Below are 15,623 nucleotides of genomic sequence, written 5' to 3' on the forward strand. Positions count from 1 at the left end.
AGCCCTTTGGAGGGCTAATAATAAACCACCAGTTGAACTGGTGGTTGCTAACTTAGAATTTGGATATGTGAAATGAACGATTCTGAACTTTTCTTGTGTCCGGGAGCGGCTTTTTCGCACTTGCGGACATCTCCCACATGTGATATGATGGGAACGACAAAAGTGTCGGAAAAACCGCATGATAGAGGGAAAAAACGCGGCAAATCAGACGACGCGAAAGAAAGCATAAAGGAGAATATGATTATGGCAAGAGAAATCATTAATACAGAAAAAGCACCGGCAGCAATCGGACCTTATGTACAGGCAGTCGCAGACAACGGCCTTTTATTTATTTCCGGACAGCTTGGCTTTGATGTAGAGCATGGCAGCGTGATCCCGGAGACTGTAGAAGAGCAGGCAACCCTCTCTTTAAAGAATCTGGACGCAATCATGACAGCAGCAGGAACTGACCGCACGAAAGTGATGAAAACAACCATTTTCCTGACCGATATGAACGATTTTGCCAAGGTAAATGAAGTATACGGTGCTTTCTTTGGCGAGTCCAAACCGGCTCGTTCCTGTGTAGCAGTTGCTGCTCTTCCGAAAGCAGCAAAAGTGGAAATTGAATGCATCGTATCCCTGAAATAAGAGAGAGAGATGAGTATGGCAGAGGAAAGAGTAATTAAAATCGGAATGCTGGGTCTTGGTACTGTCGGTACCGGTGTGTATAAAGTGCTGAAAAGCCAGCAGGAGGAAATGCTTCCGAAGCTGGGCGCACGTGTAGAGCTGAAAAAAATTCTTGTGCGCAATGTGGAAAAAGCAGCTGCAAAGGTTGACGATCCCTCCATCATTACCACCAGCTTCGAGGAGATTGCCAATGACCCGGAAATCGAGATTGTTGTTGAGGTTATGGGTGGAAAACAGCCGGCCATGAATTACATTCTTGCCTGCCTGGATGCTGGAAAGAATGTTGTAACGGCAAATAAAGATCTGGTGGCATCCGAGGGCAAAAAAATCCTTGCGACAGCAAAGAGAAACGGAAAAGATTTTCTCTACGAGGCATCCGTGGCGGGAGGAATTCCGATCATCCGTCCGGTGAAACAGTGCCTTGCCGCCAATCATATCACAGAGCTGATGGGTATTTTCAACGGTACCACAAATTTCATTCTCACAAAAATGTCGCAGGAAGGCATGGAGTTTGGTGATGCGCTCCGTCTGGCGCAGGACATGGGCTATGCAGAAGCAGACCCGACCGCAGATGTGGAAGGTCTTGATGCCGGCCGGAAAGTGGCAATCCTTGCTTCGGCAGCGTTCAATTCCAGAGTGACATTTGAAGATGTTTACACCGAAGGCATTACCAAAATCACGGCGACCGATATCGAGTACGCAAAAGAGATGGGATGCACGATCAAGCTGCTCGGCGTGGCAAAAGATACCCCGGAAGGAATCGAAGCCCGCGTTCATCCGATGCTGATCGACAGCAATCATCCGCTTGCGACTGTCAATGATTCCTACAATGCCGTATTCCTGACAGGCGATGCCGTACAGGATACGATGTTTTACGGACGAGGTGCCGGAGAGCTTCCGACTGCGAGTGCCGTTGTGGGCGATATTTTCGATGTTGTGCGCAATATTTTATGGAACTGCTGCGGCAGAATCGGCTGCACATGCTACCGGGAATGCCCGATCAAGCGTGTCGGCGAAATTAAGTCGAAATATTTTGTACGCATGCAGATTGAAAATCGGTATGGAACGCTGGCATCGGTAGCTTCTGTCTTTGGAAACAACAAGGTTTCGATTGCACAGATGCTTCAGAAACGTGTCAATGGAAAATACGCCGAGATCGTCGTCATTACGGACGAGGTCAAAGAGCGCCATTTTGAGGATGCCATGCAGATTTTAGGCGGAATGTCGATGATCCAGGAGATTTCTTCGACAATCCGGGTATACTAACAAAATGTAACAATTCCGAGCCATGCGAAATGGAAGAAAAATCGCGAATCCTGCTTGCATGAAGGAGCGCTTTTTCTGGAGTTTCATATGGCGAAAAGCAACATCGAGATGCAGCGTAAGCGGAATCGAGACGGGGCTCTGGATTGTTACCCAAAATTTAAGTAAAGAAGGGAATTCACAATGAGTAAAAAACCAACCGTATTAATGATTCTTGACGGATATGGACTGAATGACAAATGCGAGCATAACGCTGTCTGCGAAGCGAAAACTCCGATTATGGACCAGCTGATGAGCCAGTGCCCGTACGTAAAAGGACAGGCCAGCGGACTTGCTGTAGGTCTTCCGGACGGACAGATGGGTAACTCTGAGGTAGGCCATCTGAACATGGGTGCAGGCCGTGTTGTATACCAGGAGCTGACCAGAATCACAAAAGCAATCCAGGACGGTGATTTCTTCGAGAATGAAGAGCTGGTAAAGGCTGTTGAAAATGCAAAAGCAAACAATTCCGCACTGCACCTGTTCGGACTTCTCTCTGACGGCGGTGTTCACAGCCACATCACCCACGTATTCGGACTTCTGGAGCTGGCAAAACGCAAAGGTCTCGAGAAAGTTTATGTACACTGCTTCCTGGATGGCCGTGACACTCCTCCGGCATCCGGAAAATCTTATGTAGAGCAGCTGCAGGCAAAAATGGATGAGATCGGTGTCGGCGAAATCGGCGTAATCTCCGGCCGTTACTATGCAATGGACCGTGATAACCGCTGGGATCGTGTCGAGCTGGCTTACAAAGCTCTGACAAAAGGGGAAGGCGTAGAAGGAACCGATGCAGCAGAGGCTGTTCAGGCTTCTTATGATGCTGAAAAAACCGATGAGTTCGTTCTGCCGACCGTTCTGAAAAAAGACGGAAAACCGGTTGCAACGATTCAGGATAAAGATTCTGTGATTTTCTTCAACTTCCGCCCGGACCGTGCAAGAGAGCTGACAAGAGCATTCTGCGCAGATGAGTTCACCGGATTCGAGAGAGAAAAACGTCTGGATCTGACCTACGTATGCTTCACGGAATACGATGAGACCATCCCGAACAAATCCGTTGCATTCAAAAAAGAAGAGATCACCAATACCTTCGGTGAGTATCTGGCAGCACATAACATGACGCAGGCTCGTATCGCCGAGACCGAGAAATATGCACATGTAACCTTCTTCTTCAATGGCGGCGTTGAGGAGCCAAATAAAGGTGAGGATAGAATCCTTGTAAAATCCCCGAAGGTTGCTACTTATGACCTGAAGCCGGAGATGAGTGCTTACGAAGTATGCGACAAGCTGACGGATGCTATTCGTTCCCAGAAATATGATGTCATCATCATCAACTTTGCAAATCCGGATATGGTTGGCCATACCGGTGTTGAGAGCGCAGCAATCCAGGCAGTTGAGGCTGTTGATGAGTGCGTAGGCAAGGCAGTGGAGGCATTAAAAGAGGTTGACGGCCAGATGTTCATCTGTGCGGACCACGGAAATGCAGAGCAGCTTGTAGATTACGAGACCGGCGAGCCATACACCGCTCATACCACCAATCCGGTTCCGTTCATTCTGGTTAATGCAGACCCATCCTACACGTTAAGAGAGGGCGGATGCCTGGCAGACATCGCACCGACCCTGATCGAGCTGATGGGAATGGAGCAGCCAAAAGAAATGACAGGAAAATCCCTGCTGATTAAGAAATAAAGAGAAATCGTGAAAATGTCCCTGCCGGATTCGTTTTGAAACGGGTTCGGCAGGGATATTTTATTATAATAATCTGAAAATAAAAATAATTACGCAATAAGAGACAGAATAAAAATGGAAGACGGATAAAAAATCAAAATAAGGTGTTGACAAACGGTGAAAAAACTGATATAGTAAAGTCAACAAAAGAAAACGGAAGAAAAAAACAGAAAGAGAGGACGGACCACCGAGAACATAACGAATTACCCCATAAACTAAGAAAGCGAAGGTATGGACCCAAGAAAACGTAACGAAGTACCCCAAAGCGAAACAAAAGAACAAAAAAAGAAAGGATTCAGTCCAATGCACAGTTCTAACTTATGAAAGCCATCCGAAAATGGAAAAATCGGATGGCTTTCATATTGCGTTTTTTTATGTTTGAAAAGAATAAGGACTGGAAAAAAGAGGTTTCGACAGAGAGAGTAACATATTTTTCCCATAGCACGGTCATACTGTGAACGCAGAGAAGAAACTTGGTTACTGTTCACTTTGCAGCAAAACAGGAGGGAAAACTATGTTTCGATATTTACCAATTCGAAGCGTGACAGGAAGAGAAATTCTGGATTCGCGCGGAAATCCGACCGTAGAGGTGGAAGTGGCCGTCGGGGAGGGGATTCTCGGGCTGGAAGGCCATATGGGGCGTGCCCAGGTGCCGTCCGGGGCATCGACAGGAAAATTTGAGGCACTGGAAAAAAGAGATCAGGAAGTGCGCTATCTGGGGCAGGGCGTGAGAAAGGCTGTAGAAGCGGTTAATACCGTGCTGGCCGATGCCGTTGTCGGCGAGAATGCGCTCGAGCAGGAGCGGATTGACCATATCCTGTGCCAGGCAGACGGAACCGAAACGAAAGAAAACCTCGGGGCAAACGCCATTCTCGGTGTCTCACTTGCTGTGGCGCGCGCGGCGGCAAATGCGCTTCATCTACCGCTGTACCAGTACCTGGGCGGCTGCCACACAAGCCGTATGCCCGTGCCGATGATGAATATTTTAAACGGCGGCCGTCATGCCGACAACACCGTCGATCTGCAGGAATTTATGATTATGCCGTGCGGCGCTCCCTCATTCCGGGAGGGTCTTTCCATGTGCGCGGAGATTTACCATACGCTGAAGCAGCTCCTGAAGGAGAAGGGATACTCGACTTCTGTCGGCGATGAGGGCGGCTTTGCGCCGGATTTAAAGGATTCCGATGAAGCACTGCAGCTCATTGTCAATGCGGTCCAGAAAGCCGGCTATGCGCCCGGAAACGACGTGATGATCGCGATCGATGCGGCGGCAAGCGAGCTCTACGAGGAGAGCAGGAACGTCTACTACTTTCCCGGGGAATCCCGTCAGTGCGGAAAGACAGTATTTCGGGATACCGCAGAAATGGTTGCCTACTATGAGGAACTGATCGAAAAATACCCGATCGTATCCATCGAAGACGGGCTGTGCGAGGACGATTTCGAAGGCTGGAAACAGATGACGGAAGCGCTCGGGAACAGAGTACAGCTGGTCGGGGATGATCTGTTTGTGACGAATGTAAGAAGGCTTTCCTGCGGCATTGCACTTGGCACGGCAAATGCGGTTCTGATCAAGGTAAACCAGATCGGAACGCTCTCTGAGGCGCTGGATGCGGTGGAGATGGCGCAGAGAGCAGGGTACCGCGCCGTCATTTCCCACCGGTCCGGAGAGACAGAGGATGATTTTCTGGCAGACCTTGCCGTCGCGACAGGCGCCGGCCAGATCAAAACCGGAGCACCGTGCCGGTCGGAGCGGAATGCGAAATACAATGAGCTTCTCCGCATCGAGGAACGCCTCGGTGAGGAAGCGAAATACCGGAATCCGTTCCCGCAAAAGGGAACCGGCGTAAGAGAATGGTGAAAAATGGCGTAAAACAGGCAAATAACAGTTGAAATCGAACTCCTGCTATGGTAAAATAATATAAGTTGGCCGTAGGAGGTGTAATTGTGGAAATTTTAAGAACGATTTTGACAGTCATTTATGTCATTGATTGTATTGCTTTAACCGTTGTTGTATTGATGCAGGAAGGAAAACAGCAGGGTCTCGGTGCTATCGCAGGTATCTCAGACACTTACTGGGGAAGAAACAAAAGCCGTTCTGCAGAAGGAACTCTGATCCGTGCAACAAAAATCATGGCAGTTCTGTTTATTGTACTGTCGGTTGTATTAAACATGAATTTTTAGCAAAGTAAAGACATCCTTATTCCCACGAGAAGGCGTAAGGGTGTCTTTTTCTACAAAGAGGAGATAATAGATGAAAGATAATAAGAAGAAAAAAGATCGGAGGAAATATCCGCAGGGCAGCGCGGCGTCCCATGCAGGACAGAACAGCGGGAACCATGGCGGTCATGCGGGCCATCCGCGTTCCAGAAGTTCGAAACTGCTGAAAAACCGCAAGACGCTGCTCATTGATCTCGTAAGCTCGAAAAACTATGAGCCGATGCGTCTGAAAGACATTGCCATGCTGCTGCAGGTGCCGAAAGCAAAACGGTCGGAGCTTGCGGAGGTTATGGAAATCCTGGTAAAAGAAGGAAAAATCGATGTGATCTCCGACGGCCGTTACCAGAAGAGCCGCGGTGCATCCACAACGACGGAAAAACGGGAAAAAAGAGACCGCCGCGCCGGAGAGCAGGGCAGAAGAGGACGCGATGACCGATTCCGCAGAAAGAATGGAAAGGACGGCGACACAGAGAAGAAGCCGCGTATCCAGACTGTCGATATCCAGGCAGTCGTGGACGCTTACCAGATCCCGGAGGAGTTCCCGGCACGCGTGATCACACAGGCAGAAAAATGCCCGGAGGAAGTAATTCCAAACGATTACAACGGCCGCCTCGATCTGAAAAGCTGGCAGATGGTGACAATCGACGGCGAGGATGCCAAAGACCTCGATGACGCCGTATCCGTCACAAAAGCGGGCGATACGTGGACGCTTGGCGTTCATATCGCTGATGTCAGCAACTATGTGCAGGAAAATTCCGCCCTCGACCGTGAGGCGTTAAAGCGCGGCACCAGTGTCTATCTGCCGGACCGCGTCATTCCGATGCTGCCGAAGCGTCTGTCAAACGGCATCTGTTCCCTGAATGAAGGACAGGAGCGCCTGGCACTCTCCTGTATTATGACGATCAACGAGAAAGGCCGCATGATCGGCCATCAGATCGCTGAGACGGTGATCCGCGTGGACCGCCGCATGACCTACACCGCCGTCAATGCAATCCTGACCGAGCCGGAAGCACATCCGGAGCTGCTGGAGGAATATCATGAGCTGGTTCCGATGTTCCGCCAGATGCAGGAACTGTCTGCACTGATCCGGAGCTGTCGGAAAGAACGCGGAGCAATTGATTTTGAATTCCCGGAGAGCAAAGTAATTCTTGATGCAGAAGGGACGCCGGTGGAGATCCGCCCGTATCCGTCGAACGTGGCAACACGGATGATCGAGGACTTCATGCTGATGGCGAACGAGACCGTGGCAGAGGAATACTGCACACGCGAAATCCCGTTCTTATACCGGACGCATGACAAGCCAGACGGAGACCGCATGGAGGCAACGCTGACGCTGATCCGTGAACAGGGCATCAAAGTCGAAAAGCGTTCCCATGAGATTACGCCGGGTGAGGTGCAGAAGATTCTCACCAGCATCGAGGGAACCCCGGAAGAGCCGCTGATCAGCCGCCTGCTGCTCCGGTCGATGGCAAGAGCCATTTATACCCCGGAATGCAGCGGCCACTTCGGACTGGCAGCGTCATATTACTGCCATTTTACCTCACCAATCCGCCGTTACCCGGATCTGCAGATCCACCGCATTATCAAGGATGATCTGCGGGGACGTCTCGACAAGGGCGGCAGAATCGGCAAATATTCGTCCATTTTGCAGCATGTGGCGGAGCAGTCGAGTGCGATGGAGCAGCGTGCTGCAGAGGCAGAAAGAGAGGCTGTGAAACTGAAGAAAGCCGAATATATGCTGGAGCATGTCGGCGAAGAGTACGACGGCGTCATTTCCGGCGTGACCGGATGGGGCTTCTATGTGGAGCTGCCAAATACCGTTGAGGGACTCGTTCACATCATGACACTGAAAGACGATTATTATAATTTTGATGAAGAAAATTACCGTCTGGTCGGAGAGCAGCACGGAAAAGTATTCCGCCTTGGTGAGCCGGTGCGTGTCCGTGTACGAAACGCCGAGCCTGCCAACCGGACAATCGATTTTACGTATGTAGAAAAAGAAACCGAGACAGAATAAATCCCTGGAGGAAAAAGCTATGGCAAAACAAAAAGGAAATCGAATGATTGCCAACAATAAAAAGGCATATCATGACTATTTTATCGAGGATAAATACGAGGCCGGCATCTCCCTTGCCGGTACCGAGGTAAAATCCCTCCGCATGGGAAAATGCAGCATCAAGGAGTCCTTCATCCGCATTGAGCGTGATGAGGTATTCATCTACGGCATGCACATCAGTCCGTACGAGAAGGGCAACATATTCAATAAAGACCCGCTGCGCATCCGGAAACTGCTGCTGCACGACTATGAGATCCGCAAACTTGAGGCGCAGATCAAGGAAAAAGGCTACACGCTCGTTCCGCTGCAGGTGTATTTTAAAGGCAGCCTCGTAAAAGTCGAGATCGGTCTGGCACGCGGTAAAAAACTGTATGATAAACGGCAGGATATCGCAAAGAAGGATCAGAGACGTGAGGCGGAGAGAGATTTCAAAGTTAAAAATCTGTATTAAAAATCCTTGACAAAAAGTATGGGGAAAGACTATAATACAATATACGGCAGTTGAAAGAGAGCTTTCACTGCACCGGGACGATCTGTTTGCGTCCCCGTATCAAAGAAAAGCGTCTGTAGAACCAGCACGGGCTTGTACTGGTTTCGACGGGGGTTTTGAAGTTTGGGAAGCCATTCGTGGACTCCGGGGCCGCGTCATCAACCTGGAACCTAAATTTAAACGCAGACGATAATTACGTAGCGTACGCTGCCTAAGTGCGGCGTTGTCAGCTGAATAGTTTTCCGCGGCTATTCTCCTGGCATCAAACAGATGCGGAGCACTTCGTTTCCAAAGCTTTGCGGAGATGGAAGATTTTATGAAGCTACCGAAGCGGCAAGCCTGTCATCCGGCGTGCCGATGGGGGAACCTTTAATAGAATGACTGTAATGGGAGATGCCTGAATGAATAGGCTTTCGGACAGGGGTTCGATTCCCCTCAGGTCCATACCTGAAAAACCGCTAAAATCCAGTGTTTTAGCGGTTTTTTTGTACATTTTTGATGGAAAAAACAGGGCAAAAATGCCGCTTTAGACCGTTTCAGACCGTTTAAAACCGCATGAATTTTGGTCAAAAAAGAAAGGAAAAATTCGAAATTTTGTCAAACTTTATCTTTATTCGCACTGTTAAGAACGTAAAAGAGACCGTTTCAAAGTGCTGCAGGCACATGAAGTAGAGATACTTGATGTGTCTGCTTTTTTGTACAATAGGAAAGTTCGACTTCCATCGAACTCTTGATAAAAAGAGCCCGCACAAAGGCGGGCATGGCAAACAGACGATAGATTAAAAGAAGTCAATGTAAAAGCCTTCTTCAAATTCATCCTCATCAAGATCGTCATCTTCGGTAAGAAAATAGTGCATATGCACTATTTAAAAACGGTGGCTCCTTATAACAAAGATTTCTGTTCACAATATAAAAAAATATCCAGCAGGTTAACTTTTGAAGCGGTAAAACAAATGCTTAAGGATGTTTTGAGTTGGTAAGGGACTAATAGATTCTGTACTTTTCGCCCTATGATTGAATCTGATCATGCGCGAGAAAAGGAAAATAATAGAATTGACAGACTTGAAAAAATGAATTACGATTTTTAAAAGTACTGCATTGCTTGAATGAGAATTATATGTTAAGGTAACAGATATAAAGAGAACTTTAAGCATTGATTTATTAAAATAAACACGGATAGCGAGGTGTATTTATGACCATAGAAGAAATTCTTGCAGGAGAATCCAAAAACGTAGAATTCAAAGAGAACCTGCCGGAAAAGAGCATCAAATATATGAAGTCTGTGGTTGCCTTTGCAAATGGAACCGGAGGAAAAATTATTTTTGGAATTGCGGATAAAACCCGAGAAGTGGTTGGCTTTGACAAGGAAGATGTATTCAAAAAGATGGATGCGATTGCCAATGTCGTCTCGGATAGCTGTGAACCGGCAATTATTCCAGATATTACGCTGCAGACAGTTGATGGCAAGACGGTTATTGTGGCAGAAATTTCTGAAGGCAGACAGCGGCCATATTACATTAAAGCGCTTGGACGAGAGAGAGGCGTATATGTCCGTGTTGCTGGAACAACCCGGCTTGCTGACGAGTATATGATCAAAGAGCTGATGCTTGAGGGAAGCAATCGTTATTTTGATCAGGCGTTATGTACTGGACTGAGTGTTACAGAAGAAGAAATTGATACGCTTTGTAAAGCGATGAAGGAGCAGGCAGTCAAAAATGCCCATAATGAGGAGCAGAAAGCATCGGTAAAAGACGTTGGAAAGCAGCAGCTTCGATCATGGGGTATTTTGATTGAACGTGATGGAAAAGACTACCCTTCTAACGCTTATGCTATCTTAACGGGCTGTGGAGGGCTTCATGTTGCCATTCAGTGCGGTGTGTTTAAGGGAACAACGAAAGCGGTTTTTGTTGATCGAAGGGAATATACGGGTCCTTTGTGGGAACAAATAGAGGAAGCATTTCAGTTTGTTCTGCGAAATATTCATCTGGGAGCTACGCTTGTCGGCATTTACCGTCAGGATATTTATGAAATCCCGCCGGATGCAATTCGTGAGTTGATTATCAACGCGGTGGTGCATCGCAGCTATCTGGATCATGGTACAATACAGGTTGCGGTGTATGACAACCGACTGGAAATCACATCGCCGGGGAAATTGCCGATGGGACAAACGTTGGAGCGTATGAAAGAAGGCTATTCCAAAATCAGGAATGAAGCCCTTGCACATGCCTTTTCGTATATGAATCTGATTGAACATTGGGGAAGCGGGATTCCGAGAATTATAGACAAGGTAAAATCTGCTGGACTACAGGAACCGGAGTTTATCGGTGGAGAAGTTGACTTGCGTATCAATATCTATCGAGGACAAAACGATACAAATAACGCCAGAATCAACGCCAAGAAAACAAAAAATGGCGTTAATGATATAAAAAATGGCATTGATGGCGTTAAAATATCACGAACGAAGGAACAGGTTCAGATAGAAAAACTGTTACAGGCTATAGAAAAGAACCCATTTGCAACCCAGGCGTATTATGCGGAACAGATCGGTGTGTCCAAAAGAACTGTTTCACGAATATTTGTTTCTTTACAGCAAAATGGTGTGTTGGTACAAAATGGAACAAACAGAAAATCGAATTGGGTAATCATAAAGTAGGAGAAACAGAAGAATGCAAATATTGGTCGATGCAGATGCCTGTCCGGTAATTGAGACGGTTGAGAAAATTGCAAAAGAGCATTGTGTTCCGGTAACACTGTTGTGCGATACCAATCATGATTTGATATTTGATATCGGATTATAGCGAAATAGTCGTGGTTGGTGATGGAGCAGATGCTGTGGATTATGAACTGATCCGTGTCTGTCATAAAGGCGATATTGTCGTATCGCAGGATTATGGTGTGACGGCGATAGCGTTGGGAAGAGGTTCTTATGCGATTCATCATTCTCATGGAGCGTTATTTAAACAACGAAGTGAAAAAATACCCGCATCATCGTGTCAGAAGGACAAAGAAGCGAAAAAAAGGCGGATACTGAGGGATTTGAACAGTCTTTTGAAAAAATGTTAGGGATGATACAGGAGAAAGAAGGAAAAGAGTTTAGAAGATAAAATTATCAGAGAGTGAAATAAAGTGATTTGATAATATTAGGAGATATGCCCGGATGCTATTTTTCAAAAAGGAAAAAGTGTCAGGGCATTTTTATGTGCAAAACTAATAAAAATAATTCTGAAAATATAGTAAAAATAAGCATATTGTCAAATGAAACGGAGGGTATATAATAAAATATAGAAATATAAGCGGTGAGAAAAATTGAAAGGAAAAGTGCCTATGAAAAAACTCGGAAAATATGGTAAAAAGGTATCCTGCGTGGTAATTGGAATGCTATGTGCAGCAGCGATTGGCGCCTGTGGAAGCACACAAAGTGGGTCCCAAGATGAAAAAGATGTGAGAAATGATATTTCTGTCTATGAAGAGGGAGCTGATTTGGAAGGAACGCTTACATATGGAACCTTATTTATTGAGCCGCAGACCCAGCATATGATTGATTTATTTATGAAGGAGCATCCAGGCGTAAAAATTGAAACAAAGGTTGTTTTTGACAATGATGTTACGGATGAACAGTATAATGAAGGCTTAAATACCTTGCTTACAGAACTTGCATCGGATCAACGGGCGGATATTTATGATGCAACGTATTTACCATCGGAAATTAAGACGAAAGGCAGCGGCTATTTCGAGGACTTAAATCAGTATATTGATGCAGATCCTAATTTTAACAGAGATGATTATTACGATAATATCCTGCGAGCAGCAGAAGTCGATGGAAAACTGTATCAAATTCCGGAAGGTTTTTATTATGTTATGCTTCGGTTGAATAGAAACATAACGGATGAACTGAATTATGAAGTCCCGGACGAAATGGATATCAATGATTTATATGAGTTATATCAGCAGGCCAAGCCAATTGCAGATGATGATTTTACGATTGATGTACAAAACAATATTTACGTGTTTCTGCCGATGACAGAGGACAGAGCTTATTTGAAGAAGGAAGAAGTAAATTTTGATTCAGAAAATTATGTGGATTTTCTGAGAAAAATGCAGGAACTGTATCAATATCAACCATCCTATGCGACCCATGCATTTACGGATATTAAAAGCTTTTCCGGAAAGAGTGTCCTGCTGAATACATTTACAAATTTACTCGAAGGTTCTACGAGCGGAATGTTTGAAGAAACCGATACGGCAACAAAACCGATCCTGTTGAAATCAACGGATGGAAAAATTCCTTTCTGGAGAATTGGTGAGGACTTTTCCATGAGTTCAGGCTGCAAAGATAAAGCGCTTGCATGGGAATTTATCAAATTCTGCATTGGTCAGAAACAATTTGAGTTCGAAGATGCAAACAGTGATTCTTACTACAGAAATTTCTTTACCTATGGCAGTATGCTGAACAAAGAAAACACACGGCAGCTTGTTGCGTATCAATTGGAAAATGATGACGACACAGCAGAAAAATGGGAAGCATACAATGAAAAAGTTTCTGCAAAAGCTTTTCGGGATTTACAGTTAGACAGTATTTTGACTGAAATTCGAAACGAATGTATGGAGCAGAAAATCACCCCAGAGGAATGTGCGAAGCTTTTTCAGCAAAGAGCAGAGCTTTATGTTAATGAGTAGAAGCTGTCCTTAATCCATGGAATCAGGTATATGAAATGAAAAAACGAAATTTTATTTATATGTGTTTTATCCTTCCAAGTTTTATCGGGATCATGGCTTTTTATATCGTGCCGTTTCTTCTGTCCTTGTATTTTGCAGTGATTGACAACATGATGAACAAGGAATGGGTGGGTCTTAAAAACTTTAAACTGTTATTCGAAAATGAGTTATTCCTTTCAGCACTCCGTAATACCGGAATTTTTTGCGGGATTGCAATACCGCTGGGAATGGCGATTGCTTTGCTTCTGGTACTGGTTTTGAAAAAGCAGAGGAGAGGTCGAATTCTTCTTATCCTGCTCCTGATCCCATTAATCGTTCCATCTGGAACGGTGATTGCTTTCTGGAAATATTTGTTTGAGAGAAATGGTTTTCTGGATGGGTTTTTACAGCTTTTTGGAAAAAACATGTTCGATATTGAGAATTCCAGATGGGCCATTTTGATTATTATCCTGATGTATCTGTGGAAAAATATCAGTTTTTCGATTGTCCTTTTCTGGTCCGGGATAAACTGGATTCCGCAGATCTATCATGAGCAGTGCCAGCTGGATGGAGCTACAGGGCGGCAGGAATTCCAATATATTACATGGATCTTATTAAAACCAACGACGTTAGTTGTGCTGTTGATGTCGATCGTGAATTCTTTTAAGGTTTTTAAAGAGATCTATATGCTGTATGGGGCCTATCCATCACCGTATGTTTATATGCTGCAGCACTATATGAATAACCAGTTTTTGTCACTTAATATGCAGAAACTGTCTGCTGCAGCATGGTGTATGTTTCTCATACTGGGAATCTTTCTGGGCATCATTTATCGGGTCCAGAGGAAGAATCTGGATTATTTGTAAAGATCTTTTGTGGGTGATTTTATGAAAAAGAGATATTCGAATTTTTTCGAAAAGCTGATCTGCATGGGAGCTGTCATTTTGGCAGTCATTCCGTTGTTGTTTGTGGCTGGAAAGTCGGTACAAGTTCCAGAAGAGTATCTTATATTGCTCTTTAAGAGACCTTTGTATTTGCGGATGATGTGGAATTCCCTGATTATTACTATTCCGGTTTTGATTGGACAGCTTTTGCTTGCACCGCTTGCCGCATACGGCTTTTGGCAATGCAGGTGGAAATACAAGGAGATTTTGTTCTATCTTTACATGATTGTCATGCTTATGCCGCTGCAGCTGACTTTAGTGCCAAATTATTTAGTGGCGAATTGGCTGGGCATTCAAAATTCGTCCTTGGCAATTATTCTTCCGGCAATGTTTCAGCCATTGGGGGTATTTCTGATTCGTCAGCAGATACAGGATTTTCCGCAGGAAACGTTAGAAGCAGCCAGACTGGACGGAGCCAGCGAATACAGAATTTATCGTTCCATTGTAAAGCCTAATTTGAGTTCAGCCATTGCTGCTGCATTAATCCTGATTTTTATTGACAATTGGAATATTGTAGACCAGGCGGTCATTTTTTTGAGAGAGCCATATCAGCAGCCGTTATCCGTGTATCTTTGCCAGATTTTAGAGGAACAGCCGGATATCTTTTATGCAGCGTCCGTTTTTTACGCAGTACCAGTTTTATTGATATTCTTAATGGGACAGGACTATTTGATACAGGGAATCAGTATGTCCGGTGTGAAAGCGTAGAGGGGAAGAAAGTACGATGAAGTTCAAAAAAATAAGTATAGGGTTAATCGCTCTGTGGTTTCTGTTTTTAACTGCCGCAACGTTTTGGTCGGTCAAAGAAGAGAACAAAACGCTTCCTTCCGTCTGGACAGAGGAGGCACAGGAAGGCAGCATTGAGTATGAATTTCCAGTTGATTTGGAAGTAAGCGCAGCTGATCAGGCAATTGGCTATATCAGCGTGTATGATAACGTTCCGGAATCTTTGCTGCAGGAGGGCAGAGATCTTCTGGTTGGAAAAGTGTGTTCTGTCATTCGAAAGGATGATTTGTATGAGCTTACGGTAGATCTGTATGAAAAACATTCGATTGGTGAAAACGTTGAGGGAAAAATCGAAATCACTTCTGAAGATGTTTTTCCAAAAGTGATCACACGGCAGGCGATTCATGAAGGAGACTTTGGAAAAACGTGTGTCTATTATATTAAGCGTCAGAAGGGAGCCTGGGGGTATGAAAATATTCTGGAAGAAAAAGCTGTGACATGTTTTCCAAATAGAAATTCAGATTTCGTGGTACTTTTATCAGAAGTAGACGAACCGATGGTCGTAAGCACATCAGAACTGACAAATGGAGAACGGGTGAAATTAACAGAAAAAGATTAAGGAAAAGAATACAGCCTCACTACCGGGACTTTCAGGGGTGAGGCTGTTTCATTATGTTCTATGCATGTGCCGATTTATACAGGCTTTAAAACACATTATCATCCGAATAATGCGTCATGATACCTTTCGCATTGTAGCCCAATATATTCCGTAACTTATCAATTGCATTTGCTTCTATATATT

General features: G+C 45.3%; 12 protein-coding genes, 1 other RNA gene and 1 pseudogene. All 14 read left to right on the forward strand.

From position 1 onward, the window contains the following. The first annotated feature begins 243 nt into the window (after window positions 1-243). The 14 genes and pseudogenes from DWX00_RS04220 to DWX00_RS04285 all read left to right on the forward strand — a co-directional run bounded on the left by DWX00_RS04220 (window position 244) and on the right by DWX00_RS04285 (window position 15,440). Complete coding sequence (locus tag DWX00_RS04220) at window positions 244-627, forward strand: RidA family protein (RefSeq protein WP_055218381.1); 384 nt, start codon at window positions 244-246, stop codon at window positions 625-627. Between the two features lie 15 nt (window positions 628-642). After that, window positions 643-1,932, forward strand: coding sequence for a homoserine dehydrogenase (locus tag DWX00_RS04225; protein ID WP_055267016.1), 1,290 nt, complete (start codon window positions 643-645; stop codon window positions 1,930-1,932). Window positions 1,933-2,112: 180 nt separating this feature from the next. Next, window positions 2,113-3,654 carry a 2,3-bisphosphoglycerate-independent phosphoglycerate mutase gene (gene gpmI, locus DWX00_RS04230; RefSeq protein WP_117760394.1) on the forward strand — a complete coding sequence of 514 codons (1,542 nt, stop codon included), beginning with the start codon at window positions 2,113-2,115 and terminating at the stop codon, window positions 3,652-3,654. 553 nt (window positions 3,655-4,207) lie between these two features. Then, window positions 4,208-5,551 (forward strand): phosphopyruvate hydratase, encoded by a 1,344-nt coding sequence (eno, locus tag DWX00_RS04235; RefSeq protein ID WP_022463318.1) that lies wholly within the window; start codon window positions 4,208-4,210, stop codon window positions 5,549-5,551. An 86-nt stretch (window positions 5,552-5,637) separates the two neighbouring features. Next, a complete protein-coding gene (secG, locus tag DWX00_RS04240) occupies window positions 5,638-5,874 on the forward strand; it encodes a preprotein translocase subunit SecG (RefSeq protein ID WP_055226503.1) in 237 nt (78 codons plus the stop codon). 70 nt (window positions 5,875-5,944) lie between these two features. Further along, window positions 5,945-7,927: a ribonuclease R gene (rnr, locus tag DWX00_RS04245; protein ID WP_243037956.1), complete on the forward strand. Its 1,983-nt coding sequence runs from the start codon at window positions 5,945-5,947 to the stop codon at window positions 7,925-7,927. Between the two features lie 19 nt (window positions 7,928-7,946). Further along, a complete protein-coding gene (gene smpB / locus DWX00_RS04250) occupies window positions 7,947-8,417 on the forward strand; it encodes an SsrA-binding protein SmpB (protein ID WP_022463315.1) in 471 nt (156 codons plus the stop codon). Window positions 8,418-8,545: 128 nt separating this feature from the next. Further along, window positions 8,546-8,903, forward strand: a transfer-messenger RNA (tmRNA) gene (gene ssrA / locus DWX00_RS04255). Between the two features lie 745 nt (window positions 8,904-9,648). Then, entirely contained in the window at window positions 9,649-11,109 is a 1,461-nt protein-coding gene (locus tag DWX00_RS04260) for an RNA-binding domain-containing protein (RefSeq protein WP_118594706.1), read from the forward strand. Between the two features lie 13 nt (window positions 11,110-11,122). Next, window positions 11,123-11,560, forward strand: a pseudogene (locus tag DWX00_RS20520) (DUF188 domain-containing protein). 220 nt (window positions 11,561-11,780) lie between these two features. Further along, window positions 11,781-13,133: an ABC transporter substrate-binding protein gene (locus DWX00_RS04270; protein ID WP_118594707.1), complete on the forward strand. Its 1,353-nt coding sequence runs from the start codon at window positions 11,781-11,783 to the stop codon at window positions 13,131-13,133. 35 nt (window positions 13,134-13,168) lie between these two features. Continuing rightward, a complete protein-coding gene (locus DWX00_RS04275; protein WP_055266562.1) occupies window positions 13,169-14,017 on the forward strand; it encodes a carbohydrate ABC transporter permease in 849 nt (282 codons plus the stop codon). Window positions 14,018-14,038: 21 nt separating this feature from the next. After that, entirely contained in the window at window positions 14,039-14,803 is a 765-nt protein-coding gene (locus tag DWX00_RS04280) for a carbohydrate ABC transporter permease (RefSeq protein ID WP_147326093.1), read from the forward strand. Between the two features lie 16 nt (window positions 14,804-14,819). Continuing rightward, window positions 14,820-15,440: a hypothetical protein gene (locus DWX00_RS04285; RefSeq protein ID WP_022463309.1), complete on the forward strand. Its 621-nt coding sequence runs from the start codon at window positions 14,820-14,822 to the stop codon at window positions 15,438-15,440. Window positions 15,441-15,623: the final 183 nt, after the last annotated feature.

Source organism: Blautia sp. AF17-9LB, from assembly GCF_003479185.1.
Taxonomy (GTDB): Bacteria; Bacillota; Clostridia; order Lachnospirales; family Lachnospiraceae; genus Fusicatenibacter; species Fusicatenibacter saccharivorans.

What these genes read in the sequence shown, in the direction of transcription:
- DWX00_RS04220 (WP_055218381.1), top strand. Translation starts at nt 244, where the DNA reads ATGGCAAGAGAAATCATTAATACAGAAAAAGCACCGGCAGCAATCGGA.
- DWX00_RS04225 (WP_055267016.1), top strand. Translation starts at nt 643, where the DNA reads ATGGCAGAGGAAAGAGTAATTAAAATCGGAATGCTGGGTCTTGGTACT.
- gpmI (WP_117760394.1), top strand. Translation starts at nt 2,113, where the DNA reads ATGAGTAAAAAACCAACCGTATTAATGATTCTTGACGGATATGGACTG.
- eno (WP_022463318.1), top strand. Translation starts at nt 4,208, where the DNA reads ATGTTTCGATATTTACCAATTCGAAGCGTGACAGGAAGAGAAATTCTG.
- rnr (WP_243037956.1), top strand. Translation starts at nt 5,945, where the DNA reads ATGAAAGATAATAAGAAGAAAAAAGATCGGAGGAAATATCCGCAGGGC.
- smpB (WP_022463315.1), top strand. Translation starts at nt 7,947, where the DNA reads ATGGCAAAACAAAAAGGAAATCGAATGATTGCCAACAATAAAAAGGCA.
- DWX00_RS04260 (WP_118594706.1), top strand. Translation starts at nt 9,649, where the DNA reads ATGACCATAGAAGAAATTCTTGCAGGAGAATCCAAAAACGTAGAATTC.
- DWX00_RS04270 (WP_118594707.1), top strand. Translation starts at nt 11,781, where the DNA reads ATGAAAAAACTCGGAAAATATGGTAAAAAGGTATCCTGCGTGGTAATT.
- DWX00_RS04275 (WP_055266562.1), top strand. Translation starts at nt 13,169, where the DNA reads ATGAAAAAACGAAATTTTATTTATATGTGTTTTATCCTTCCAAGTTTT.
- DWX00_RS04280 (WP_147326093.1), top strand. Translation starts at nt 14,039, where the DNA reads ATGAAAAAGAGATATTCGAATTTTTTCGAAAAGCTGATCTGCATGGGA.
- DWX00_RS04285 (WP_022463309.1), top strand. Translation starts at nt 14,820, where the DNA reads ATGAAGTTCAAAAAAATAAGTATAGGGTTAATCGCTCTGTGGTTTCTG.